At 62.7% G+C, this 23,114-nt stretch carries 21 protein-coding genes and 2 pseudogenes; 13 read left to right on the top strand and 10 right to left on the bottom strand.

Features of this window, described 5'->3' with window-relative positions:
* Positions 1 to 55: 55 nt before the first annotated feature.
* Positions 56 to 271 (bottom strand): hypothetical protein, encoded by a 216-nt coding sequence (locus ATN38_RS20575; protein ID WP_003944056.1) that lies wholly within the window; start codon positions 269 to 271, stop codon positions 56 to 58.
* A 159-nt stretch (positions 272 to 430) separates the two neighbouring features.
* Between ATN38_RS20575 and coaE the strand changes: the two genes are divergently transcribed.
* Entirely contained in the window at positions 431 to 1,645 is a 1,215-nt protein-coding gene (coaE, locus tag ATN38_RS20570) for a dephospho-CoA kinase (RefSeq protein ID WP_218748567.1), read from the top strand.
* A gap of 3 nt (positions 1,646 to 1,648) precedes the next feature.
* On the opposite strand, the gene ATN38_RS20565 is transcribed toward coaE, so the two are convergent.
* The gene (locus tag ATN38_RS20565) at positions 1,649 to 2,167 is read right to left on the bottom strand and encodes a DUF402 domain-containing protein (RefSeq protein WP_218748566.1); all 519 of its coding nucleotides are present in this window, start codon (positions 2,165 to 2,167) and stop codon (positions 1,649 to 1,651) included.
* 86 nt (positions 2,168 to 2,253) lie between these two features.
* Here ATN38_RS20565 and uvrB point away from each other — a divergent pair, with 86 nt between their 5' ends.
* The 3 genes from uvrB to ATN38_RS20550 all read left to right on the top strand — a co-directional run bounded on the left by uvrB (position 2,254) and on the right by ATN38_RS20550 (position 5,978).
* Positions 2,254 to 4,416, top strand: a complete 2,163-nt coding sequence (gene uvrB / locus ATN38_RS20560) for an excinuclease ABC subunit UvrB (protein ID WP_007728743.1) — start codon at positions 2,254 to 2,256, stop codon at positions 4,414 to 4,416.
* A 45-nt stretch (positions 4,417 to 4,461) separates the two neighbouring features.
* A complete protein-coding gene (locus tag ATN38_RS20555) occupies positions 4,462 to 5,337 on the top strand; it encodes a hypothetical protein (RefSeq protein WP_007728746.1) in 876 nt (291 codons plus the stop codon).
* Positions 5,338 to 5,525: 188 nt separating this feature from the next.
* Positions 5,526 to 5,978, top strand: coding sequence for a universal stress protein (locus ATN38_RS20550; RefSeq protein ID WP_003944055.1), 453 nt, complete (start codon positions 5,526 to 5,528; stop codon positions 5,976 to 5,978).
* A 1-nt stretch (position 5,979) separates the two neighbouring features.
* On the opposite strand, the gene ATN38_RS20545 is transcribed toward ATN38_RS20550, so the two are convergent.
* The 4 genes and pseudogenes from ATN38_RS20545 to ATN38_RS32920 all read right to left on the bottom strand — a co-directional run.
* The gene (locus ATN38_RS20545) at positions 5,980 to 6,441 is read right to left on the bottom strand and encodes a DUF732 domain-containing protein (protein ID WP_003944104.1); all 462 of its coding nucleotides are present in this window, start codon (positions 6,439 to 6,441) and stop codon (positions 5,980 to 5,982) included.
* 83 nt (positions 6,442 to 6,524) lie between these two features.
* Positions 6,525 to 8,807 carry an ATP-binding domain-containing protein gene (locus tag ATN38_RS20540; protein ID WP_218748565.1) on the bottom strand — a complete coding sequence of 761 codons (2,283 nt, stop codon included), beginning with the start codon at positions 8,805 to 8,807 and terminating at the stop codon, positions 6,525 to 6,527.
* Positions 8,808 to 8,939: 132 nt separating this feature from the next.
* Positions 8,940 to 9,456 (bottom strand): annotated as a pseudogene (locus ATN38_RS33435) (DoxX family protein); the annotation flags it as partial.
* 3 nt (positions 9,457 to 9,459) lie between these two features.
* Positions 9,460 to 9,598, bottom strand: a pseudogene (locus ATN38_RS32920) (DoxX family protein); the annotation flags it as partial.
* Positions 9,599 to 9,894: 296 nt separating this feature from the next.
* Here ATN38_RS32920 and ATN38_RS20530 point away from each other — a divergent pair.
* Positions 9,895 to 10,461 carry a DUF2716 domain-containing protein gene (locus tag ATN38_RS20530; protein WP_230793111.1) on the top strand — a complete coding sequence of 189 codons (567 nt, stop codon included), beginning with the start codon at positions 9,895 to 9,897 and terminating at the stop codon, positions 10,459 to 10,461.
* 28 nt (positions 10,462 to 10,489) lie between these two features.
* Here the strand turns inward: ATN38_RS20530 and ATN38_RS20525 are convergent, their stop codons facing one another.
* Positions 10,490 to 11,176, bottom strand: a complete 687-nt coding sequence (locus ATN38_RS20525) for an MBL fold metallo-hydrolase (protein WP_030536735.1) — start codon at positions 11,174 to 11,176, stop codon at positions 10,490 to 10,492.
* A gap of 174 nt (positions 11,177 to 11,350) precedes the next feature.
* Here ATN38_RS20525 and uvrA point away from each other — a divergent pair, with 174 nt between their 5' ends.
* Positions 11,351 to 14,311, top strand: coding sequence for an excinuclease ABC subunit UvrA (gene uvrA / locus ATN38_RS20520; RefSeq protein WP_176720913.1), 2,961 nt, complete (start codon positions 11,351 to 11,353; stop codon positions 14,309 to 14,311).
* A 71-nt stretch (positions 14,312 to 14,382) separates the two neighbouring features.
* On the opposite strand, the gene ATN38_RS20515 is transcribed toward uvrA, so the two are convergent.
* Entirely contained in the window at positions 14,383 to 15,090 is a 708-nt protein-coding gene (locus tag ATN38_RS20515; protein WP_064444635.1) for an alpha/beta fold hydrolase, read from the bottom strand.
* Between the two features lie 86 nt (positions 15,091 to 15,176).
* Between ATN38_RS20515 and ATN38_RS20510 the strand changes: the two genes are divergently transcribed.
* A complete protein-coding gene (locus tag ATN38_RS20510) occupies positions 15,177 to 15,881 on the top strand; it encodes a YafY family protein (RefSeq protein ID WP_218748563.1) in 705 nt (234 codons plus the stop codon).
* 5 nt (positions 15,882 to 15,886) lie between these two features.
* Here the strand turns inward: ATN38_RS20510 and ATN38_RS20505 are convergent, their stop codons facing one another.
* Positions 15,887 to 16,303 (bottom strand): DUF1801 domain-containing protein, encoded by a 417-nt coding sequence (locus ATN38_RS20505; RefSeq protein WP_030536732.1) that lies wholly within the window; start codon positions 16,301 to 16,303, stop codon positions 15,887 to 15,889.
* A gap of 1 nt (position 16,304) precedes the next feature.
* Positions 16,305 to 16,673, bottom strand: coding sequence for a DUF1844 domain-containing protein (locus tag ATN38_RS20500; RefSeq protein ID WP_007736262.1), 369 nt, complete (start codon positions 16,671 to 16,673; stop codon positions 16,305 to 16,307).
* Positions 16,674 to 17,042: 369 nt separating this feature from the next.
* Here ATN38_RS20500 and infC point away from each other — a divergent pair, with 369 nt between their 5' ends.
* The 6 genes from infC (at position 17,043) to pheT (ending at position 23,068) form a co-directional block, all read left to right on the top strand.
* Positions 17,043 to 17,735 (top strand): translation initiation factor IF-3, encoded by a 693-nt coding sequence (infC, locus tag ATN38_RS20495; RefSeq protein ID WP_003944008.1) that lies wholly within the window; start codon positions 17,043 to 17,045, stop codon positions 17,733 to 17,735.
* Positions 17,736 to 17,778: 43 nt separating this feature from the next.
* A complete protein-coding gene (rpmI, locus tag ATN38_RS20490; RefSeq protein WP_003944043.1) occupies positions 17,779 to 17,973 on the top strand; it encodes a 50S ribosomal protein L35 in 195 nt (64 codons plus the stop codon).
* Between the two features lie 63 nt (positions 17,974 to 18,036).
* Positions 18,037 to 18,426: a 50S ribosomal protein L20 gene (rplT, locus tag ATN38_RS20485; RefSeq protein ID WP_003944011.1), complete on the top strand. Its 390-nt coding sequence runs from the start codon at positions 18,037 to 18,039 to the stop codon at positions 18,424 to 18,426.
* 23 nt (positions 18,427 to 18,449) lie between these two features.
* Complete coding sequence (locus tag ATN38_RS20480; RefSeq protein ID WP_065352512.1) at positions 18,450 to 19,280, top strand: RNA methyltransferase; 831 nt, start codon at positions 18,450 to 18,452, stop codon at positions 19,278 to 19,280.
* Between the two features lie 170 nt (positions 19,281 to 19,450).
* On the top strand, positions 19,451 to 20,521 hold the full coding sequence (gene pheS, locus ATN38_RS20475; RefSeq protein ID WP_003944109.1) for a phenylalanine--tRNA ligase subunit alpha: 1,071 nt from the start codon (positions 19,451 to 19,453) through the stop codon (positions 20,519 to 20,521).
* Positions 20,522 to 20,581: 60 nt separating this feature from the next.
* Positions 20,582 to 23,068 carry a phenylalanine--tRNA ligase subunit beta gene (gene pheT, locus ATN38_RS20470; RefSeq protein ID WP_116056672.1) on the top strand — a complete coding sequence of 829 codons (2,487 nt, stop codon included), beginning with the start codon at positions 20,582 to 20,584 and terminating at the stop codon, positions 23,066 to 23,068.
* Positions 23,069 to 23,114 lie beyond the last annotated feature (46 nt).

Here is a 23,114-nt window from a genome sequence, read left to right as displayed (position 1 = left end):
CAAAAATGACCGGCACCGAAGGGTTGCCGGTCATTTTGTACTTCGTGAAGAGAACTCAGTTTGCGGGAGCAGGCACCCAGTAGGTGGCGGTCGCTTCGGCTGTGCGCTTACGCATCGACGCGAAGCTGTGTCGGCCTTGGCTCACGAGCATCGTGAACCACGTACGACGGTGCTCTGCCAGGGCAAAAGCAACTTCGGGAAACTCTATGCAGTGCACGCCGTTCGGCATTCCGAGGCGGTGCTGACCGTGATGGTCGCGATCTGCTCGCATGGCGTCCACTTTCTCGAGAAGGTGCAGGTACAGGTGCGTTCGCTAGAACATAACCGCACGGTCACCGAAATTGTGGTATTTGAGCCTCGAACGCCCCGGCGTGTTCGATCAGTAGGTGTGTCTGAATCTCTCGGGCGCGGAGATGAGAGACTGTCGAGTGTGTTGAGAGTTGGCCTCACTGGAGGCATCGGAGCCGGTAAGTCGACAGTGTCGAAAATCCTCAGCGAACTGGGAGCCGTCATCGTCGACGCCGACCTGATCGCCCGAGAAGTGGTCGAGCCCGGTACCCCGGGACTTGCCGCTCTGGTCGATGCATTCGGCGACGGGATTCTGTCCGAGGACGGCAGCCTCAACCGACCCGCGCTGGCGTCGTTGGCGTTTGCCGACGACACGTCACGCGGAACTCTCAACGGCATCCTCCACCCACTGATCGGTGCGCGGACGATGGAGCAGATTTCGTCTGCGCCGTCGGATGCAGTGCTCGTTCAAGATATTCCGCTGTTGGTCGAGGGTGCGATGGCGCCGGCATTCAATCTGGTCGTCATCGTCTACGTCGACGAGGAGGAACGAGTTCGACGCTTGGTGGGCTCGCGCGGCATGCCTGAATCCGACGCTCGTGCGCGCATCGCAGCGCAGGCAAATGACGATCAGCGTCGTGCTGTTGCCGACGTGTGGCTCGACAACAGCGGAGAGCCGGGTTCACTCGACGACGTGGTCCGCGACTTGTGGGCGAATCGACTTGTTCCCTTCGAGAAGAACCTCCGCGAGGGCACGGTAGTGCGCGCACTGCCCGAGCTGACTCCAGCCGACCCGTCGTGGCCGGCGCAGGCCGAACGAATCATCGGCCGGTTGTCGTTGGCGTCCGGTGACCGCGCGCGCCGTATCGATCACATCGGATCGACCGCAGTGCCTGGTCTCGATGCCAAGGACGTGATCGACATTCAGATCACTGTCGAGCACCTCGGCGTTGCCGACGACCTCGCGGAAGATCTGGCCGCTGCCGGGTTCCCCCGGATCGAGCACATCGTCGCCGACGACCCGAAACCGTCGTACCTCGGTGGCGAGACCGATCCGGCAGTGTGGGCGAAGCGGATCCACGGGAGTGCCGATCCAGGGCGCCGCGCGAACATTCACATTCGGGTGGACGGTTGGCCAGGTCAGCAGTTCGCGATCCTGTTCCGCGACTGGCTTCGCGCCGATGCGTCGGCGCGTGCCGAATATGCCGAACTCAAGGTCAAGGCAGCCGAGAGTGCCGCAGGCATCGACGACTACGCCGCTGCGATCGACGCCTACCTGGGAGTCAAGACGCCGTGGTTCGACGCCGCTTTCCACCGGGCATGGGAGTGGGCCGAGAAATCAGGCTGGTCCCTCTAACCACTAGCGCCACGTGACCGGCATGCCCACCGAGGTGAGCCAGGCGTCGAGATCGTGACCGTGGGCGGCGATGCCGTCGATAGCGCGGGCCGCGTTCAGCATCGCACGCTCTGACGTCTTCGGGTCGAGAATCCCGGCGGTGTTCGCCTCGAGCAATTCGTCGACGTCGAGCAATTCGACGCTGCGTCCGGTCTGCACAATCAGGTCGAGGTAGTGGTCCTCGGACGTCCAGACCTGGTGGCCGCGGATGAAGTCGCCGATGTCGACATAGAAATCCCAGTCTCGGATGTGTTCCGGGGTGAAGTGCAGGATCGACGCCCGAATTCCGAGTTCGGGAATGATCCAGGACTCCAGGTAGTGAAACCGGGGATGGTCGGCGTGACGCGCCATGTACAACCCCCACGGTTCTTCGCGGTAGTGCTCGACCGGGCGAACGAAGCCCTTGGGATCGACGTTGGTGCGAGCTGCGATGTCGAAGGTTTCGACCTTCGGCCGGTGAATGTGGGGACGTTCCTCGCTCATGGTCGAAGAACCTACCGCCGAACTGCATTTTCGGCTGAACGCGGACGAGCGGGCATTGTGTCGGTAGGTGCGCTTACCCTGGTTTCATGGCGTTTGCTTCCGAACATCCCGTGGTCGCGCATTCCGAGTTTCGGCCGGTTGGTGACATCGAGCGCTCAGACGCGCGCTTCGAGGTCGTCAGCCCGTACGAACCGGCAGGCGATCAGCCGGCAGCTATCGCCGAGCTGGAGAAACGGATCAACGAGGGGGAGAAGGACGTAGTCCTCCTCGGTGCGACCGGTACCGGTAAGTCGGCCACGACTGCGTGGTTGATCGAGAAGCTGCAGCGCCCAGCTCTGGTGATGGCTCCGAACAAGACTTTGGCGGCTCAGCTCGCGAACGAGCTTCGGGAAATGCTACCCAACAACGCGGTCGAGTACTTCGTCTCGTACTACGACTACTACCAACCCGAGGCGTACATCGCCCAGACGGACACCTACATCGAGAAGGATTCGTCCGTCAACGACGATGTCGAGCGGCTGCGCCACTCGGCGACGTCCAGCCTTCTGTCACGACGGGACGTGGTCGTGGTGGCCTCGGTGTCGTGCATCTACGGCCTCGGTACACCGCAGTCGTACCTCGATCGCTCGATTCAGCTGGACGTCGGTGTGGAGGTACCGCGGGATGCGTTCCTGCGTCTGCTCGTCGACGTTCAGTACAACCGCAACGACATGGCGTTCACGCGAGGTTCGTTCCGCGTGCGCGGCGACACGGTCGAGATCATTCCGTCGTACGAAGAGCTGGCGGTCCGCATCGAATTCTTCGGTGACGAGATCGAGGCACTGTACTACCTCCATCCACTGACCGGTGACATCGTTCGCCAGGTCGACACGGTTCGTATCTTCCCGGCGACGCACTACGTCGCCGGCCCTGAACGCATGGAGCGTGCCGCCAAGGACATCGAGGCGGAACTCGAAGAGCGACTCGCCGAGCTCGAAGGCAAGGGCAAGCTCCTCGAGGCTCAGCGTCTGCGCATGCGTACGCAGTACGACCTCGAGATGATCAAACAGGTCGGATTCTGCTCCGGCATCGAGAACTACTCGCGCCACATCGACGGCCGTGGCCCTGGAACTGCCCCCGCAACCTTGATCGACTACTTCCCGGAAGATTTCCTTCTGGTCATCGACGAGTCGCACGTGACGGTTCCTCAGATCGGCGCCATGTACGAGGGCGATATGTCGCGCAAGCGAAACCTGGTCGAGTTCGGATTCCGGCTACCGTCGGCAACAGATAACCGCCCTCTGACTTGGGAAGAATTCAGTCAGCGGATCGGTCAGACCGTCTACTTGTCGGCGACACCAGGTAAGTACGAGTTGGGTCAGTCCGGCGGTGAGTTCGTCGAGCAGGTGATCCGCCCGACCGGATTGATCGATCCCGAGGTCATCGTCAAACCCACCAAGGGACAGATCGACGATCTCGTTCACGAAATCCGCGAGCGAGCGGAACGTGACGAGCGTGTGCTGGTCACCACGTTGACCAAGAAGATGTCGGAAGATCTGACCGATTACCTGCTCGAACTCGGTATTCGCGTCCGCTACCTGCACTCGGATATCGATACGCTCCGGCGAGTCGAGTTGCTCCGTCAGCTCCGCCTGGGGGAGTACGACGTGCTGGTCGGCATCAACCTCCTGCGTGAGGGACTCGACCTTCCCGAGGTGTCGCTGGTCGCGATTCTCGATGCCGACAAAGAAGGTTTCCTACGTAGCTCCACCAGCCTCATTCAGACGATCGGCCGAGCGGCTCGAAATGTATCCGGTCAAGTGCACATGTATGCGGACAAGATCACCGCTTCCATGGCGCAGGCCATCGAGGAAACCGAGCGACGACGCGAGAAGCAGGTCGCCTACAACGAGAAGATGGGCGTCGACCCACAACCTCTACGCAAGAAGATCGCGGACATTCTCGATCAGGTGTACGAGGAGGCAGAGGACACTGCGGCGTCCGTGGACGTCGGTGGTTCGGGTCGCAATGCGACGCGTGGTCGGCGTGCGCAGGGTGAGGCCGGTCGTGCGGTCAGTGCGGGTGTGTACGAGGGGCGCGACACCAAATCGATGCCTCGCGCCGAATTGGCAGATCTGGTCAAGGAACTCACCGATCAGATGATGAACGCTGCCCGCGACCTTCAGTTCGAGTTGGCTGGGCGATTGCGAGACGAAATCTCGGATTTGAAGAAGGAGCTTCGAGGAATGGACGCCGCGGGTCTCAAGTAGGTCGCCTCGCGTGCGTTCGTGCTTTCGACCGCTACGGTTTCAGGTATGGATGCACAGACTGCAGGCAAGACCGCGCGGACTCTCGAACTTCTCCATTCCTTGGCGTACTTCGTCCCGGAGACGGAGAAGGAACTTGTCGGCGTCGGGTTGGAGCCTGGCCGAATGGTGTACTTTGCCGGGCGATCAGCTCCGCTCGGCGCTCCACCCGCGACTGTCGTCACGGCCACCTTCTTCAACTTCAATCCTGAATTGATCGCCAGTGTCATCCCACGTGCCTGGGAATTGGCAAGGCCCACAGAGGTTGTCGCCGCGCGGTATCGGGCAATCGACGCGGCGTACGTCCGCCTGTTCGGTGCAGACGTGACAGGATCGGCGGACATGGCCGAGGCCGCCGAACTCGTGTCGATCGCTGCCCAGAACATTCCTGGAGTGGACGGCCGCCCTCTGTACGCGGGTTGGGCGTCGCTCGACTGGCCGGCCGAGCCGCACCTGCGTTTCTGGCACGCGCTGACACTGCTGCGTGAGTATCGCGGTGACGGCCACATTGCGGCCCTTCAGACCGCGGGATTGAACGGCCTGGACGCGTTGATCACGCACACCGCGACGGGAATCGGGTTTCAGCGCAAATTCGCGCAGACTCGTCGCGGATGGTCGCAGGAACAGTGGGACGAGGCCGTCGAGAGTTTGAAGGACCGCGAACTGCTGGATCGTTCGTCCGGTGCGCTGACCGAGGACGGGCAGGACTTGCGTGACGTCGTCGAAGACCTGACGGACGACCTCGCTTTGGCTCCGTGGGATGCGCTGGGTGAGGAGGGTGCCAAGCGGTTGCTGGAATTGGCGACGCCGTGGCGTACCGCCCTGGTCGAGCAGGAAGTATTTCCGGCGGCGCTGTTCGGGCCCCGCTTCGGCAAACTTCGCTGAGTGGTCACCACCGAACAAATGTGTCTGTGACGAAGAATCACATTCACTGTGGGCTTGTGGCGTGTACTGCAAATAACACTATCCGCGGCACAATCCCGCTAATGTCAGCGCAGCGGTTGTCGAGCGGGCGCAACAGCGTTGCGCCCGGTGCCGGCCGTACCGTCCGTCCCGTAACCATGGAGGAATGAATGAGTGCCTACCGGACCGTTGTCGTAGGAACCGATGGCTCCGAGTCGTCACTGAAGGCAGTCGACAGAGCTGCCGCCATTGCCAGTGGCTCGGACGCTCAGCTCGTCATCGCGTGTGCGTACTACCCGGCTGATCCCAAGGACGTGAGCGCTGCCGCTGATGCGTTGGGTAACGAGGCCTACCAGGTCACCGGTTCCGCTCCGACCTACGAGATCCTTCGCACCGCTCGTGAGCGCGCACATGCCCAGGGGGCAAAGGATGTTGTCGAGCGCGCCGTCGTCGGCGCTCCCGTCGAATCGCTTCTCGCTTTGCTCGACGAGGTGAAGGGCGACTTGCTGGTCGTCGGAAATCGCGGATTGAACACGTTGACCGGGCGTCTACTCGGATCGGTGCCTTCCGATGCCGCTCGCAAGGCGACGTCCGATGTCCTGATCGTGCACACCGTTCGCTGAACTACCGGCAGTAGTCGGCCTCGGCCGCATCGACGAACACTTCAGCCAGCTGATCGGCGCTGGGGGGTGTTGTCGATGCGGCCGAGCCGTTTCCGGAGGTGACCATTGGTTCGCTTGCTCCGTTCAGCGATACCGCCCGCAGATTCGCGATGATCATCGCTCGATCCGTTCCGGCCGCGAGCTGCTGGCAGACGCCGTCACCGAGCGCCTGCAACATGTCGTCGGAAAAGGCGGGCGTGACCCCGGTAGACGCAAGCGCCGCCCGCAGCCGTTCTGCCTCGTCTACCGGTTTTTCGGTCGGTGCGGCAGCAACAGCAGCGATGTCGTCACTGCCTGCAGCAGCCGTCGAACTCGAATCATCCTCTGAGCAACCGGCTGTCACCGCCGCAAGCATCCCGACGCCGATCACCACGCGAGCGATCTTGCGGATGGGTGCGGCGGAACTTGCGGGCAGGCCAAGCACGAGGGGTCATTCCTTCAGTCGTCGACACAAATTGGAGTGACACCACCATTCGTGGTGTCACGCACGAACCTACTCCGTGATGCTCACGAATCGAAGGCCAACTCTGCTGCTTCGACACCGTCGAGAACCGAGGGGAGCGACTCGACGTGAATGATGCCGAGCCTCTGGGTAGCGCGGGTCAATGCGACGTAGAGGTCGTTCATTCCGCGTGGTGACTCGTCGAGAATGTCGGCAGGTTCGACGATCAACACTGTGTCGAACTCGAGTCCCTTGACGTCCTTGACGGACAGGACGCTTACGGTGTCACTCGCAATGCCCGCCAGATCGGCAACGACCTCGGAACCGGCGATCACTGCGGTGATACCGGGATGCGACTCGGACTCGATGCAACGGCGCACGGTCGATTCCAATTCTTCGGCCGTGGTCTTGAGCGCCCACGGCGCGAATCCGCTGTCGCGTACCGACCGGGGCACGGATTGCTCCGGGTCGATCTCTTCGAGCACACGGTGCGCGACATCCATGATCTCCGAGGGAGTTCGGTAGTTGACGGTCAGTTCGGTGAGCTTCCAGCGCTTGGCGACGTAAGGCTCGAGAATCTTCTGCCAGGACGAAGTTCCCGCGGGATCACCGGTCTGAGCTGTATCACCGACCAACGTCATCCAGCGATTCGGTATGCGCCGCATCAGCATTCGCCACGCCATTTCGGAGAGCTCTTGGGCTTCGTCGACGATCACGTGACCGTAGGTCCAGGTTCGGTCGCCGGCAGCGCGTTCTGCCGTGGTCTGGCGCTGGCCCTGATCGTGGCGTTGGGCGAGTTGGCTGGCGTCGATCAAGTCGTACGCCATCAAGATCTCGGGATCCATCTCGTCTTCGAGATCCTGTGGTGCAGACCCGGTGAGGATGTCGAGGGCGCCCTGGGCGTCGGCGATCTGCGCGCGCCATTCACGTTGTGCGCGTTCGCGTTCGGCGGCGTCGTCGACGCCGAGAATCTCGGCCAGTTCGTCGAGCAGGGGAGCATCGGCCGCACTGAAACCCGGTCCGACGCTCTGCAGAAGCTCGTCGCGTTGGGCGTCGTCGAGTTGCGGCGCTGCCTTGGCCAACCTCGCCGGCGACGTCCACAGTTCCGCGAGGATTTGCTGCGGCGACAATTCGGGCCACAGCTTTCCGATGGCGGACATGATGTCCGGGTCCTCACGCATCTCGTCGCGAATGTCGGCGATGTCGTCCCGACTGAGGAGTGACCCACCGTCGACGAGGTTTCCGCCGATGAGTTCGGCCATCTGCAGTGCCAACGCCTCGATGACTGCTGCCACGAAGATCGGGCGCGCCAGGTTGTGTGGGCGACGCGACGACCGAGCACGCCCGCGCGCCTTCGTGACAGTCTTTCGATCCAGCTTCAAGTCGTACGTGTCGAATCGAAGGGTAATCGGCTTCGACGGAACTTCCTGCCGATCCCGGACGGCGTTCTTGAGCACGTCGAGGATCGCGAGGGAACCCTTGATCTCACCGGCGGCGAGGGAATCCGTACGAGTCGCACGCACTCCGGGGTACAGGTCCCCGATCGTCGAGAGTAGAACTCCGGTCTCACCGAGTGAAGGAAGGACCTGGCTGATGTAGTCGAGGAACGTCGCGTTCGGCCCGATGATGAGAACACCGGCCTTGGCCAGTTGCTGGCGGTAGGTGTAGAGCAAGAAGGCGGCACGGTGAAGGGCGACTGCGGTTTTGCCGGTACCCGGACCGCCCTGGACGACCAAAACGCTCTTGTGCTCGGAGCGGATGATGGCATCCTGCTCACTCTGAATGGTCTCGACGATGTCGTTCATCTGACCCGTACGCGCTGCGTTCAGAGCGTCCAGGAGAGCGCTCTCACCGGCGACGCCGCCGGCTTCGGTCACCACGCCTGCGGCGCGGGCCGCGTCGAGGTCCAGGTATTCGTCGTTGATGCCGGTGACTGTGCGGCTCCGACTGCGAATATGGCGTCGCCGCTTCACGCCCTCAGGTGCCGCGGGCGTCGCCAGATAGAACGGGCGTGCCATCGGAGCTCGCCAGTCGAGGAGCAGCGTTTCGTAGTCGTTGTCGGTGTCCAGGATTCCCAGTCGGCCGACGTAGCGTTGCTCGTCGTCGAAGTCGATGCGTCCGAAACACATTCCGTTCTCGGCTGCGTCGTACTTGGCGAGATCCTCGGTGTACATGGCGTTGAAGGATTCGCGTTCGCTGCGTGCTTGCGGGGTTCCGCCGGTCTCGAGGAGGACCGTGCTCAAGCGAGTTTGGGCATACTTTCGAAGATCGTCGAGACGGGAGTACAACATCGTCACGTACTGCTGCTCGAGCTCTTGCTCGTTCAGTGACGGGTCCGCGTCGGGCAAAGGATCTCCTAGGCTTGATGAGAAATTCACGCGCTGCAAAAGCGCCAAGACAGTCTAGTTCCCCCAGATGAACTGCCGCATAGATACAGGTCAGGCCACCCGAAGGTGGCCTGACCGTGTCTTTCGGTGCACTCAGTGCGTCAATTCGTCCTTCTTGGCGCGAGCCTTTTCGAGCGCCTTCTCGGCGCGCTTGCGAGCACGCTTACCCAGCACCTCGGTTTGCTCCGACGCCGTTTCGGCCCACTCGTTGCTCTTCTCGAGGGCGAGTTCGGCGAACTCGGAGCTGCGCTTGCTCGCCAGCTCTGCCAGTTCGGCGCTGCGCTCGCGTGCGGTCTCGGCCAGTTCGGAGCCGCGCTTCTGCGCGACTTCGAGGATGTCCGGGCCGCGTTCTTTGGCGACCTCTCCGAATTCCGCGGCTCGCTTGCTCGCGATCTCCGCGAACTCGGAGCTGCGCTCCTTGGCAAGTTCGAGCCAATCCGTGCCGTGTGCCTTCGCGGTTTCGGCAAGTTCGGAACCGCGTTCGGACGCCACCGACAGAGCGTGTTCGACGCGATCGCTCGTGTGATCGGTCTGCGATGCGACCAATGGAAGTGCTGCGGCGATAGACGCCTGGGCCTTCTTCGCGGCGCGGCGGCCACGCCAGCCGAGCNNNCGATCTGGACGGCGGCGTTGATCTTGACGAGTGTTTCCGGATCAGCAGGCACCTTCTGCGTCACTGCTCCTGGCAGCGTCTCGACGGATTTGTCGATCAGCGGTGACGCTTTGGCTGCTCGCTGAGCGGGGTTGCGCAAAGCATCGATTCCCCCGGCGATGAAGATCGTGGAAAGCAGTGGACGAGCAATTCGACGTACCAGCATGTTTCAAGCCTCCCGATGTAGGTTCGTTTTCCACCCTAGCGATCTCACAAGGAATTGGTCCGGTTCGGCGATCCCGGCACGCCTGACCCGGTCGCCGAAGCGCGCTGTACTGCGACGATGACTTCTCCACTGATCCGGACACACCGTTCTGAAGTATCCGTTACCGCGTATCCGCATACGGCGTGTTCGAAGGTGTCACAGTATGCGCACCGTTCGAGCACGATGGTGTTGTGACCACCAAGATGACTCAGAACTTCGGCTCGACCCTTCCCACCGGCTGGGGACAGCTGTCGGACGAGGAGAACGAGAGAAACTGGGCGATCTTTCGTGACCGCTTTGGGTTCACGCCCGGCATCGACGCACGATCTTGGCCCGCCATCGCCGAGCCCATCCCGTCCGTGGTCTTCGATTTGGGTGCGGCGCCAGCTGCGACTCCAGGGGCGTGGGCCGCTCGCGTGGATGCGATCAACGCCGAAGCGTTGCGCTGTTTTGTCACCGATTGGAACGACGATCCCAACTTCGTCGTTCTGGATTGGCAGCATCCGGGCTACACCTTCGACGCGGAGGCACACGCTGCTGCGAAGGAGCTTGCGGAGTGGCGTGTCCCGGTCTATCCGAACGGTGACTACTACATATTCAGTCGGGACGACTTCACGGAAGGGACCTTCGGCCATCCGTGGGAACGCACGCTGTGTGTGTTCGGGGAACGGATGGTCGAAGGACTGGGCCGGACTCTGTCGACCTGGCTTCCGCGACTTCGAGTCAACGGTGAACAGGTCGACAGCCAAGTCGGTTAGCGGGGTCCAGTACGGAACAGGTGAAACGTCACCAACCGCGTTCGCGCCACTCCGCCAGGTGCGGGCGCTCGGCGCCGAGCGTCGTGTCCTTGCCATGCCCGGGGTAGACGACGGTCGCGTCGTCGTACCTTCCGAACAGCTTGTTTTCCACGTCGTCGAGCAGAGAAGTGAACTTCTCGGGGTCGGCGGTCTTGCCTACTCCGCCGGGGAAGAGTGAGTCGCCGGTGAAGAGGTGAACCTGTCCGCTCGGTTCGGTGAGAGCCAGCGCGATGGAGCCGGGCGTGTGGCCGGACAGGTGAATGACGTCGAGGCTCAAGTTGCCAACGGTCACCTTGTCGCCGTCTTCGAGGAGCACGTCCGGGGTGACGGGAAGGACCTCTGCGTCGAGGGGGTGCGCGGCGGTCGGCACCTTGGTTGCGGCGTGAACGTCTTCGAGGGCCAACCAGTGATCGCCGTGCTGGTGGGTGGTGACGATGGAATCGAAAACAGGTGCTTCCTGTTCGATAAGCGCGATGATCTTCTCGGCTTCGTTGGCCGCATCGATCAGGAGAGATTTCCCGGTCGTGGAACAGACGACGAGGTAAGTGTTGTTGTCCATGGGGCCGACCGACATCTTCGTGATGACGGCGCCTTCGACTGTGCGCCGCTGAGGGGCAGAATCGGGGGAGACCTGACCGGTGTAGGAGTCGTCGATCACGATGGGCTGATTCGTCATGAAACGCAGGCTACCTTCGAATAGGGGCAGGTAGAGCGATGGGCTCGCCTGGTGAGAAAAACGTGTCGGTGGCTCGGCCTACGATGACGATCGCTCGAGGACTCGCGTTTGCGAGGCCACTCGAGACTTCTCCGGGGGGACGGCCCCGGACGATTGACAATGAAGGGAATTGGTGTGGCGGATCGCCTGATCGTGCGGGGTGCGCGTGAGCACAATCTGCGAGGAGTCGATCTCGACCTCCCGCGAGACAGCCTGATCGTCTTCACCGGGTTGTCCGGCTCCGGCAAGTCCAGCCTCGCGTTCGACACGATCTTCGCCGAAGGTCAGCGTCGCTACGTCGAGTCACTCTCGGCATACGCGCGTCAGTTCCTCGGTCAGATGGACAAGCCCGATGTCGATTTCATCGAGGGTTTGTCGCCGGCGGTGTCCATCGACCAGAAGTCGACCAACCGCAACCCCCGTTCGACGGTGGGCACGATCACCGAGGTCTACGACTACCTCCGGCTCCTTTATGCCCGCGCAGGTTCGGCGCACTGCCCGGTTTGTGGTGAGAAGATCGCACGTCAGACCCCGCAGCAGATCGTCGACCAGGTGCTCGAGATGGATGAGGGCATCAAGTTCCAGGTGCTCGCACCAGTGGTCCGTACTCGTAAGGGCGAGTTCGTCGATCTCTTCGATCAGCTCAATACCCAGGGCTACTCGCGAGTGCGCGTCGACGGTGTCGTCCATTCGCTGGCGGATCCGCCGAAGCTCAAGAAGCAGGAAAAGCACGACATCGAAGTAGTGGTCGACCGATTGCAGGTCAAGGCGAGTTCGAAGCAGCGCCTGACCGACTCGGTCGAGACCGCACTTCGCTTGGCTGAAGGCATCGTGGTCCTCGACTTCGTCGACCGTGAAGAAAATGCACCTGATCGTGAGCGTCGTTTCTCCGAGAAGCTGGCCTGCCCGAATGGCCACGCACTCGCGATCGACGATCTCGAACCGCGCTCGTTCTCCTTCAACTCGCCCTACGGCGCCTGCCCGGAATGCACCGGCCTCGGTATCCGCAAGGAGGTCGACCCGGATCTGGTGGTTCCCGATCCCGACCTGAGTCTCGAAGACGGTGCAATCGCGCCGTGGTCGATGGGCCAGAGTTCCGAGTACTTCGGACGGTTGCTGTCCGGCCTCGGCGACATTCTCGGATTCGACATGAAGACGCCGTGGAACAAGTTGCCGGCGAAGGCCCGTAAAGCAATCCTCGAAGGCAGCGAGGAGCAGGTTCACGTCCGGTACAAGAATCGGTACGGCCGTACCCGTTCTTACTACGCGGAGTTCGAAGGTGTGATGCCGTTCCTGCATCGCCGGCTCGAGCAGACCGAATCGGATCAGATGAAGGAACGGTACGACGGGTACATGCGCGACACGCCGTGCCCGGCGTGTGGTGGTGCTCGCCTGCGCCCGGAAATCCTGTCGGTAACTATCGCGGCGGGAGACTTCGGCAGTAAGTCCATCGCCGAGGTCTGTGAACTGTCGATCTCCGATTGCGCGGATTTCCTGAACAGCCTCACTCTCGGTTCGCGTGAAGAGGCCATCGCGGGTCAGGTCCTCAAGGAAGTTCAGGCGCGCCTCGGCTTCCTGCTCGACGTCGGCCTGGAATACCTTTCCCTCTCGCGAGCCGCGGGCACGTTGTCCGGTGGCGAAGCCCAGCGAATTCGCTTGGCAACGCAGATCGGATCCGGACTCGTCGGTGTGTTGTACGTGCTCGACGAGCCGTCCATCGGCCTGCATCAGCGTGACAATCGACGACTGATCGAAACCCTGACGCGCTTGCGCGACCTCGGCAACACGCTGATCGTCGTCGAGCACGACGAAGACACTATCCGCACGTCCGACTGGGTAGTCGACATCGGACCATACGCCGGCGAGCACGGCGGCAAGGTCGTCCACAGTGGGCCATACGAAGAACTGCTGACGTGTGAAGAATCTCTGACCGGCGCCTACCTGTCAGGTCGTAGCTTCATCGAGGTTCCGGCCATTCGTCGACCGGTGGACCGCAAACGCCAGGTCACGGTCGTAGGAGCGCGCGAGCACAATCTCGACGGCATCGACGTGAGTTTCCCGCTGGGTGTTCTCACCGCTGTCACCGGTGTCTCCGGTTCGGGCAAGTCGACGTTGGTCAACGACATTCTCGCGACCGTCATGGCGAACAAACTCAACGGTGCACGCCAGGTACCTGGGCGTCACACACGAATCAACGGTCTCGATCAGCTGGACAAGCTCGTGCAGGTCGATCAGTCTCCGATCGGCCGGACTCCACGATCGAACGCGGCGACGTACACCGGCGTGTTCGACAAGATCCGAACCCTGTTCGCGGCCACCACGGAAGCGAAAGTCCGCGGTTACCAGCCAGGCAGGTTCTCGTTCAACGTCAAGGGCGGACGCTGCGAGGCGTGCTCCGGCGACGGAACGCTGAAGATCGAGATGAACTTCCTGCCGGATGTGTACGTGCCCTGCGAGGTGTGCCACGGCGCCCGGTACAACCGTGAAACGCTCGAGGTCCACTACAAGGGCAAGTCGATCGCCGAGGTACTCGACATGCCTATCGAGGAAGCAGCCGAGTTCTTCCAGCCGGTCACCTCAATTCACCGGTACCTCAAGACGCTGGTCGACGTCGGCCTGGGCTATGTCCGACTGGGTCAGCCGGCTCCGACTCTGTCCGGTGGTGAGGCGCAGCGCGTCAAGCTGGCCGCCGAGTTGCAGAAGCGGTCCACCGGTCGCACGGTGTACATACTCGACGAGCCCACCACGGGTCTGCATTTCGAGGACATCCGCAAGCTCCTGATCGTGATCAACGGTCTGGTGGACAAGGGCAACAGCGTGATCGTGATCGAGCACAATCTCGACGTGATCAAGACGTCGGACTGGGTCGTCGACATGGGGCCCGAGGGTGGATCCGGCGGCGGAACCGTTGTGGCGCAAGGTACGCCGGAAGACGTTGCCGCGGTCCCCGAGAGCTACACGGGCAAGTTCCTCAGTGAGGTTCTCACCGCACAGCACGCGCCGGTGAAGGCCAAGCCGATCACCAAGAAGCGTGCGACGAAGGCAGTTGCCGCAAAGAAGGCCGCGCCACGGAAGAAAGCCGCTTCCGTGAGCTAGTAGAACGTGAGCAAGTAGAAATCGGTCAGTGATGCCGGGTCGGAATCGACCCGGCATCACTGCTTTGTCGATCAGGAAGTGCTGGTCTCGAGAATTACGTTGGCGACCTCTTCGGGGCGCGACCACATCGGCCAATGGCCGGTCGGGAGGTCGACGTACGTCACGGGGAGTTTCGCCAGTTCGGCGGCCATCGGATGACCTCCGTCGGCCATCTGGGCGATCACCGCGGAGGGGAACGTGCTGCAAACGACGGTTGACGGCACCTGGTAGCGCTTTTCGTTCGTCAGGACAATCGGCTCACGCGCGGGCCCAGCCGGTTCGGGTACCGCGTTGGCGCGGAACGTCTCCAGAGCTTTCTCGTCGAGTCCTTCGAGGCTGCTGCCGTCCGCTTCGAGCTCTGCCCACGTGGGGAGCGGAATCTCGATGACATCGGAGGCCAGATCCGGTCGCAGCGCTGCGCCGTCGGGCATGGGGCCCGAGTCGACGTAGACGATCCGAGCGACGCGATCCGGGATGCGATCGGTGACGGCGTACCCCACCGGGCCGGCGCCGCTGTGTACGACCAATACCGTGCGCTCGTCGGAGTCCGATACGGCGTCGACGACTGCACGGACGTGAGCGTCGAAGGTGACCGCTGATCGATCTGTGTCTACTGAGTCGAGCCCGGGCAGTGTCAGGCTGGTCACGCGGGTGTCGGAACGTTCGAGGTGGGGGAGTACTGCATCCCAAGCCCATGAACCGAGCCAGAATCCGGGAACAAGAACGATGTGAGTTTTCATGGACTCACAGTGCACCCGGGTTGGTGACAACAGAGTGTCACCAATTATGTCACCGTTTGGTATCGGAATCTGAGACACTGGAGAACGTGAATCGAGCTGCGAGATTGCATGCTCTCGTCGAGGAACTTCGGCGACAGGGCGATCGAGGGACTACGTGCTCCCGATTGTCCGAGGAATTCGGTGTCACCACCCGGACGATCAAGAGGGATATCGAGACGCTGATGATGTCGGGTGCGGCGATCGAAGCGCGCTCAGGTCCCGGAGGTGGATACCGACTCGTGGGTAGCGCCACGCTGCCGCCGGTGAATTTCACTGTTCCGCAGGCAGTTTCGATCGCGTTGGCCTTGACGGCGATGGGTGATGCTCCGTTTGCGCCGGATGGGCGAGCAGCGCTGGCGAAACTGCTCGATGTGATGGACGAGGAGAGTCGTCGCAAGGTCGCCGAGCTCGGTGGCCGCGTGTGGATTCGCGGTGAGGGCGGGGCTCTGACGGATTCGCGCGCGAACCGGCAGGCCGTCGAGCAGGGTCTCGAACAGAGTCGAGTCGTGTCGTTGCACTACGTGGATGGGGACGGTGCGGAGACGGTGCGGGCAGTTGAGCCGCACATTCTGGCGCAGGACCGTGGTCAGTGGTTTCTCATCGGCTGGTGTCGCGAGCGCGACGCCGTGCGGTGGTTTCGACTCGATCGAATGCGTCGGGCCACGCTGACGAACGATCACTTCACACCACGCGATTCGACCGTCTTCGGGCAACCGCCCGAAGACGCTCGGCCTGTTTCTCCCCGTAGGTGAGTGACTCAGTCGATCATGTTGCGGGCTGCGGCAACGGAATCCGTGATCAGTTCGGTCAGGGCGGTCACATCGACGTCGCTCAGCCGTTTGACGTACAGGCAGCCCTTGCCGATTTTGTGCTTGCCGAGGCGAGCGAGCGTGTCGGTGTAGTCGTCGAAGTTCAGCGACAAGTACAACGTGAGCGCGGTGGCCCTGGGGGAGAACCCGATCAGTGGGGTGTCACCTTCGTGGCCACTCGCATATCGGTAGTGCCGTGCCCCGAATCCGATGATGCTCGAGCCCCACATGACAGCAGGCTCGCCGGTTGCGGCCGACAGCAGGGAGATCAGCTCCACGGCGTCGGCGCGTTTGCGGTCGTCGACGCGTGAAATGAATGCGTCGACGTCCTCGGGCGTCGGTTGAGTCTTGTTGGCGGTTGCCAACTCAGTAGACCGGACCGGTGAACTTCTCGCCCGGTCCCTTTCCTGGCTCGTCCGGGTGCGAGGACGCCTCACGGAATGCGCGCTGCAGGGCTTGGAGGCCTTCACGGATGGGTCCGGCATGAGGGCCGAGGTATTCGACCGACGCAGTCACGAGTCCGGCAAGTGCCGTGATGACGCGACGCGCTTCGTCGAGGTCCAGGTAGGGGCTGGAAGACGGATCGGCGTCGGAGAGGCCGAGTTTTTCGGCAGCCGAACTCATCAGCATCACTGCAGCGCGGCTGATGACCTCGACCGCGGGAACTTCGGAGAGTTCGCGGACGTCGGGGTTCGCGCCGTCGGTGTTCTGTTCTGCCTCGAAGTTCTCACTCATGGATGTAAGGATTCCATCAGGCCGTGACGGTGTTGAATCGGGCCTCTCCCGGCAGCACTGGGAGCGGCACCGATTTCTTTCATCTGTGGCGACCTGTTACTCTTGTTGCAACGACCGCCTCCGACTTGTTCGGGGGCAGCAAGTGGAGTCCGACTCCCACCTCTGCACGGCAGGTGAAACTGCAGTTCAGTGGTTCCGGTCACCTGTTATCGGAGATCATTCTTCGTCAGGTTCCTCGCTCAGTCGAGGAGATAGGTTTCGGCGTGAGCTGGATCCTATGTGATCGGTCGACATCGGGCCCCGCGGATGAGCAATCATCACAGCGGGGCTTTTTTGTTGGGGTGCGGGCGGTACGGGCTGCGTGCGGTCATGAAGACCGCACCGTTCAACCTAGGAGGCCCCATCAGCACTGAGACCCGCATCAACGATCGTATCCGCGTTCCCGAGGTTCGTTTGGTCGGACCTGGCGGCGAACAGGTAGGCATCGTGCGTGTTGAAGATGCACTCCGCTTGGCCCTTGAGGCCGACCTCGACCTGGTCGAGGTAGCTCCTGACGCCCGTCCACCGGTCTGCAAGATCATGGACTACGGCAAGTTCAAGTACGAGGCTGCACAGAAGGCACGTGAGTCACGTAAGAACCAGCAGCTGACGGTCATCAAGGAGCAGAAGCTCCGACCCAAGATCGACGACCACGACTACGAGACCAAGAAGCGCAACGTCGTTCGCTTCCTCGAAGCCGGTTCCAAGGTCAAGGTCACGATCATGTTCCGCGGACGTGAGCAGTCACGCCCCGAACTCGGCTACCGCCTTCTGCAGCGTCTGGGAGCAGACGTCGCAGATCTCGGATTCGTCGAAACCTCGGCAAAGCAGGACGGCCGAAACATGACGATGGTCCTGGCACCGCACAAGGGCGCCAAGACTCGTGTCAAGGCGCAGGAGAGCGCTCAGGCGCCAGTGGCTCAGGCTGCTCCGCGTCCGGCTCCGGCCGCACCGGCTTCCAGTGAAGCAGCTCCGGAAGCACCGGCGACCGGCGATGCCGCTCCCGAGGCTCCGGCCAGCTAGTCGATTTCCCAAGATCCACCACGTAACAAGAACTGAGGACTCCATGCCCAAGATGAAGAGCCACAGCGGCGCCTCGAAGCGATTCAAGGTGTCCGGCAGCGGAAAGCTCATGCGCCAGAAGGCCGGCCGTCGCCACCTTCTCGAGCACAAGTCCAGCAGGGTTACCCGTCGTCTCGACGGTGTCGCTGTTGTCAGCCCTGACGACGCTCCGCGCATCAAGCGCATGCTCGGCATCTGAGTCGCCCCCTTACTGACCACCCGGGGCCGTACTTTCAGCCCCTAGATTGACAGGATTTTTCAAGTGGCACGCGTAAAGAGGGCGGTCAACGCCCAGAAGAAGCGTCGTTCAATTCTTGCTGCATCCAGCGGCTACCGTGGACAGCGTTCGCGTCTGTACACCAAGGCCAAGGAGCAGCAGCTCCACTCGCTCACCTACGCGTACCGCGACCGTCGTGCGCGCAAGGGCGAGTTCCGCAAGCTGTGGATCACGCGTATCAACGCTGCAGCTCGTGCAAACGACATCACGTACAACCGCCTCATCCAGGGCCTGCGTCTGGCAGAGGTCGACGTCGACCGCAAGATCCTGGCCGAGCTCGCTGTCTCCGATGCCGAGGCCTTTGCCGGCCTGGTCGCACTCGCGAAGGCCGCTCTGCCGGCTGACGTGAACGCTCCTGCCGGAGAAGCAGCCTGATTCACGCATCACAGCAACGGCCCGTGGACCCGCTCACCGAGCGGACTCCGCGGGTCGTTTCTGCTGTCAAGCTCCTGCGCACAGCAGAACGACGCAAAGCAGGACGTTTCCTCGTCGAGGGCGAGAACTCGGTCACAGAACTGTTGAACGGTGCACTCTCGAATGGCGAGGCCCGCCCGGTACACGACCTCTTCTACACCGAGGACGCAGCCGAGCGCTATCAGCACGTCATCGATCGGGCGCAGACCGCTGGAGTTCGTGTTGCTCGTGTGACCGATCGAGCAATCAAAGCTCTCAGCGATACCGTCACGCCGCCCGGACTCGTTGCCGTCAGCGATCTACTGGACGTACCGCTGAGCGCAGCCGTCCATCAGGAGACCCGCCTGCTCGCAGTGCCGGTCGAGGTCAACGAACCAGGTAACGCGGGCACCGTCATTCGCATCGCCGACGCAGTGGGTGCCGATGCGGCAATCCTCGCCGGCGACAGCGTCGATCCGCATAACGGCAAGGTCGTTCGTTCGTCGGCGGGCAGCCTGTTTCACCTGCCAGTCGTCCGCGATCGAGACACAGTGTCGGTGATCGAGCAGATTCGCGCAGCCGGCATTCAGATTCTCGCGACTGCAGCTGACGGCGAGGTCGATCTCGACGAGGCCGACGAGTTGCTGAGCAAGCCGACGGCCTGGCTGTTCGGTAACGAAGCGCACGGTCTCGATCCGGCGATCGCCGCGCAGGCTGATCATCGGGTCAGGATTCCGATCCATGGCCGCGCCGAAAGCTTGAACCTCGCGACAGCGGCGGCAATTTGCCTGTACGCAAGCGCGCGGGTGCAAAATCGCGCCACCGATCACGGCTGAAAACGCACGCGAAGACCTCACGGAATCCCATTTGCGGAAGCCTGAGACAATACAAGAGCAGAGACAATGCTCGAGCGAGTTCGAAAGCTCGCTCGCAGTACAAGAAGTAAGCAGTACAAGAAGCACGCAGTACGAGAAGTAAACCGAGAAGCGACAGGAGCGTCACAGCCGTGGCCAAAAATGAGGGCGCGACACCGCCGGAGGTCGACGCGAGTGTACTCACCGAAGAGGCGTTGACCGCTGCGGCTGAGAACGCCGAGAAGGCGCTGGCGGACGCCGCTGACCTGGATGCGCTGGCGCACGTCAAGGTGGAGCACCTGGGGGACAAGTCCCCGATCGCCCTCGCTCGCCGGGGACTCGGCAGCCTTCCGGGCAAGGAAAAGGCGGACGCCGGTAAGCGCGTCAACATCTTCCGCACTCGGATCAACAACGCGTACGACGCTCGTCGTGAGGTCCTCCTCGCCGAGCGTGACGCCGCGGTGTTGGTTGCCGAGGCAATCGACGTCACTCTGCCTTCCGATCGTCACCCCGTCGGGGCGCGTCACCCGATCAGCCTGATTTCCGAGCAGGTCGCCGACGTATTCGTCGCGATGGGTTGGGAAGTTGCCGAGGGTCCGGAGGTGGAGACCGAGCACTTCAACTTCGACGCGCTCAACTTCTTGCCGGATCACCCTGCCCGCACGATGCAGGACACCTTCCACCTGGCACCCGAGAACTCGCGCCAGGTGCTGCGTACCCACACCTCGCCGGTGCAGGTCCGCACCATGCTCTCGCGTGAGGTACCGATCTACGTGGTGTGCCCGGGCCGCACGTTCCGCACCGATGAACTCGATGCGACCCACACGCCTGTCTTCTCGCAGGTCGAAGGCCTGGCCGTCGACAAGGGCCTGACCATGGCCAACCTGCGCGGGACTCTCGACGCGTTCGCTCGTGCCCTTTTCGGCCCCGAGACGCGTACCCGTATGCGCCCCAATTACTTCCCGTTCACGGAACCGTCGGCCGAGGTCGACGTCTGGTTCGCGAACAAGAAGGGCGGCGCAGGCTGGGTCGAGTGGGGCGGCTGCGGCATGGTCAACCCGAACGTTCTGCGCGCCAGCGGTATCGATCCCGACGAGTACTCGGGTTTCGCATTCGGCATGGGCCTCGAGCGGACCCTGCAGTTCCGCAACGGTATCCCGGACATGCGCGACATCGTCGAAGGAGACGTGCGTTTCACGCTGCCCTTCGGTGTCGCAGGCTGACCGATCCGGTCCGCGGAACCTTCACAAAGACTTATCGACAAACGAGAGAGCTGAGCAGACGTGCGAGTAGCGCAATCCTGGCTGACCGAGATCCTGCAGCGGGCAACTCCGGACTGGGAGGTGACCCCGGAAGAGCTGGACGCCGGGTTCGTCCGGGTGGGACTCGAAGTCGAGGAACTCGACACACTCGAGGCGATCGACGGCCCGTTGGTCGTCGGCAAGGTCGTCTCCATCACCGAACTGACCGAGTTCAAGAAGCCGATCCGCTTCTGCCAGGTCGAGGTCGGCGAACCCGAGCCCCGTGGCATCGTCTGTGGCGCGCGCAATTTCAACGAGGGTGACCTCGTCGTCGTTGCGTTGCCCGGCGCGGTGCTGCCCGGCGGATTCGAAATCGCCACTCGCAAGACGTACGGCCAGGTGTCCGACGGCATGATCTGCTCCGTCTCGGAACTCGGTATCGGCAAAGACCATTCGGGCATCTTGGTGCTCGAGCCTGGTACCGCCGAACCCGGCGCAGATGGCAACGAGTTGCTCGGTCTCGGTGACACGATCATCGAACTGAACATCACCCCGGACCGTGGCTACTGCTTCTCGGTCCGCGGTCTCACGCGAGAGCTCGCGTGCGGCTTCGATCTCGAATACGCCGATCCTGCTTCGGTTCCCGCGCACCCGGCTGAGGGTGAAGCCTGGCCGGTGCGCCTCGAACCGGAGTCCAAGGCTTCGCGTTTCGTGATGCGGAAGATCACGGGTATCGATCCGCAGGCAGTGAGCCCGTGGTGGCTGCAGCGTCGACTTCTGCTCTCGGGTGTTCGCCCGATCTCGCCGGCCGTCGACGTCACCAACTACGTGATGCTCGAACTCGGTCAGCCTCTGCACGCGTTCGATGCGACCGCAGTGCAGGGCGACCTGGTGGTCCGTCGCGCCAAGGCGGGGGAGAAGCTGACGACGCTCGACGACGTCGAACGCACGCTCGATCCCGAAGACGTTGTCATCGCCGACGATTCCGGCGTCATCTCGCTGGCTGCCGTCATGGGCGGCGCAACCACCGAGGTGGGAACGGCAACGACGGACATCCTTCTCGAAGGAGCTACCTGGGATCCGCTCGCAGTCTTCAAGACGGCGCGCCGGCACAAGCTGCCGAGTGAGGCGAGCAAGCGTTTCGAGCGCGTCGTCGATCCGGCGATTCCGCTCGCGGCCGTCGACCGCGCAGCCGCTCTGCTGGTCGAGATTGCCGGCGGACGGATCGAACCGGTCGTGACCGACGTGGGCGATGTTGCCCCTCGCGCTGCCATTCGCATGGATATCGACCTGCCCGATCGTGTCGCCGGAGTCACGTACCCCAACGGCACCGCAGCTCGCCGCCTCACCCAGGTTGGCTGCAACGTCGAGGTCGGCGTCAGCGAAGAAGGACACGGCCAGTTGGTCGCGACGCCGCCGTCGTGGCGTCCGGACCTGGTGCAGCCTGCGGACCTCGTCGAGGAAGTTCTTCGCCTCGAAGGTCTCGAGCAGATCCCGTCTGTGCTTCCCGCCGCTCCGGCCGGACGTGGGTTGACTCCGTCGCAGCGGCGAAAGCGCACGGTCTCGAAGGCCGTGGCTCACGCCGGTTACGTCGAGGTCCTTCCTCCGGTCTTCCTGCCGACGAACGTCTTCGACGTCTGGGGCCTCGACGCGGATGATCCGCGCCGCAACACCAGCAAGGTCCTCAACCCGCTCGAAGCCGATCGTCCGGAGTTGGCGACCACGCTGCTCCCGGGTCTGCTGGAGATCCTGGCTCGCAACGCTTCTCGCGGTCAGCGTGATCTGTCGCTGTACGGCATCGCGCAGGTCGTCCTGCCGGGCCCCGACACCAAACCGGTGGATGCATTGCCGGTGGATCGTCGCCCGACGGACGAGCAGATCGCGAACCTGATCGCGTCGTTGCCGGCACAGCCGGTGCACATCGCTGCAGTGTTGAGTGGTTTGCGTGAGCCGAGCGGCCCCTGGGGTCCTGGCCGTCAGGCCGAGGCTTCGGACACTTTTGCAGCCGTGCGGGTCATTGCAGCTGCAGCAGGCGTCGAGGTGGAACTGCGTGCGGCGCAGTACCTGCCGTGGCATCCCGGCCGTTGCGCCGAGGTTGTCGTTGACGGCAACGTAGTCGGTCATGCGGGCGAACTGCATCCGGCTGTTCTCGAGCGCGCGGGACTGCCCGCGCGCACCTGCGCACTGGAAATCGACCTCGACGCTTTGCCGTTGGTCGAGAACCTGCCGGCGCCGCGCATTTCGCCCTTCCCCGCAGTGCTCCAGGACGTGGCGGTTGTTGTCGATCGCGACATTCCGGCAGCCAAGGTGCAGGAAGCTCTGCGTTCCGGCGGCGGTGAGCTTCTCGAAGACATCCGCCTCTTCGACGTCTTCGAGGGCGAGCAGGTCGGTGAAGGCCGCAAGTCGCTCGCGTTCGCATTGCGATTCCGTGGTGTCGACCGGACGCTGACCGAGGACGAGGCCAGTGCCGCGCGCGATGCAGCAGTGGAGGCGGCTTCCAAGGCTGTCGGTGCGCAGATGCGTGGCTGATTTCCTCAACTGATCACAGAGCCCACGACCGTTGCCGGTGGTCGTG

It is taken from the genome of Rhodococcus sp. FH8 (genome assembly GCF_019266085.1).
In the GTDB taxonomy this organism is placed as follows: domain Bacteria; phylum Actinomycetota; class Actinomycetes; order Mycobacteriales; family Mycobacteriaceae; genus Rhodococcus_F; species Rhodococcus_F qingshengii.
Note: the sequence above shows the minus strand (reverse complement) of the source record. Positions and strands in the feature narration are given on the sequence as shown.

Coding starts and splice junctions, on each gene's coding strand:
- ATN38_RS20575 (WP_003944056.1), bottom strand. CDS start 271: ATGCGAGCAGATCGCGACCATCACGGTCAGCACCGCCTCGGAATGCCG.
- ATN38_RS20565 (WP_218748566.1), bottom strand. CDS start 2,167: ATGAGCGAGGAACGTCCCCACATTCACCGGCCGAAGGTCGAAACCTTC.
- uvrB (WP_007728743.1), top strand. CDS start 2,254: ATGGCGTTTGCTTCCGAACATCCCGTGGTCGCGCATTCCGAGTTTCGG.
- ATN38_RS20555 (WP_007728746.1), top strand. CDS start 4,462: ATGGATGCACAGACTGCAGGCAAGACCGCGCGGACTCTCGAACTTCTC.
- ATN38_RS20550 (WP_003944055.1), top strand. CDS start 5,526: ATGAGTGCCTACCGGACCGTTGTCGTAGGAACCGATGGCTCCGAGTCG.
- ATN38_RS20525 (WP_030536735.1), bottom strand. CDS start 11,176: ATGACGAATCAGCCCATCGTGATCGACGACTCCTACACCGGTCAGGTC.
- ATN38_RS20515 (WP_064444635.1), bottom strand. CDS start 15,090: ATGAAAACTCACATCGTTCTTGTTCCCGGATTCTGGCTCGGTTCATGG.
- ATN38_RS20500 (WP_007736262.1), bottom strand. CDS start 16,673: ATGAGTGAGAACTTCGAGGCAGAACAGAACACCGACGGCGCGAACCCC.
- infC (WP_003944008.1), top strand. CDS start 17,043: ATGAAGACCGCACCGTTCAACCTAGGAGGCCCCATCAGCACTGAGACC.
- rpmI (WP_003944043.1), top strand. CDS start 17,779: ATGCCCAAGATGAAGAGCCACAGCGGCGCCTCGAAGCGATTCAAGGTG.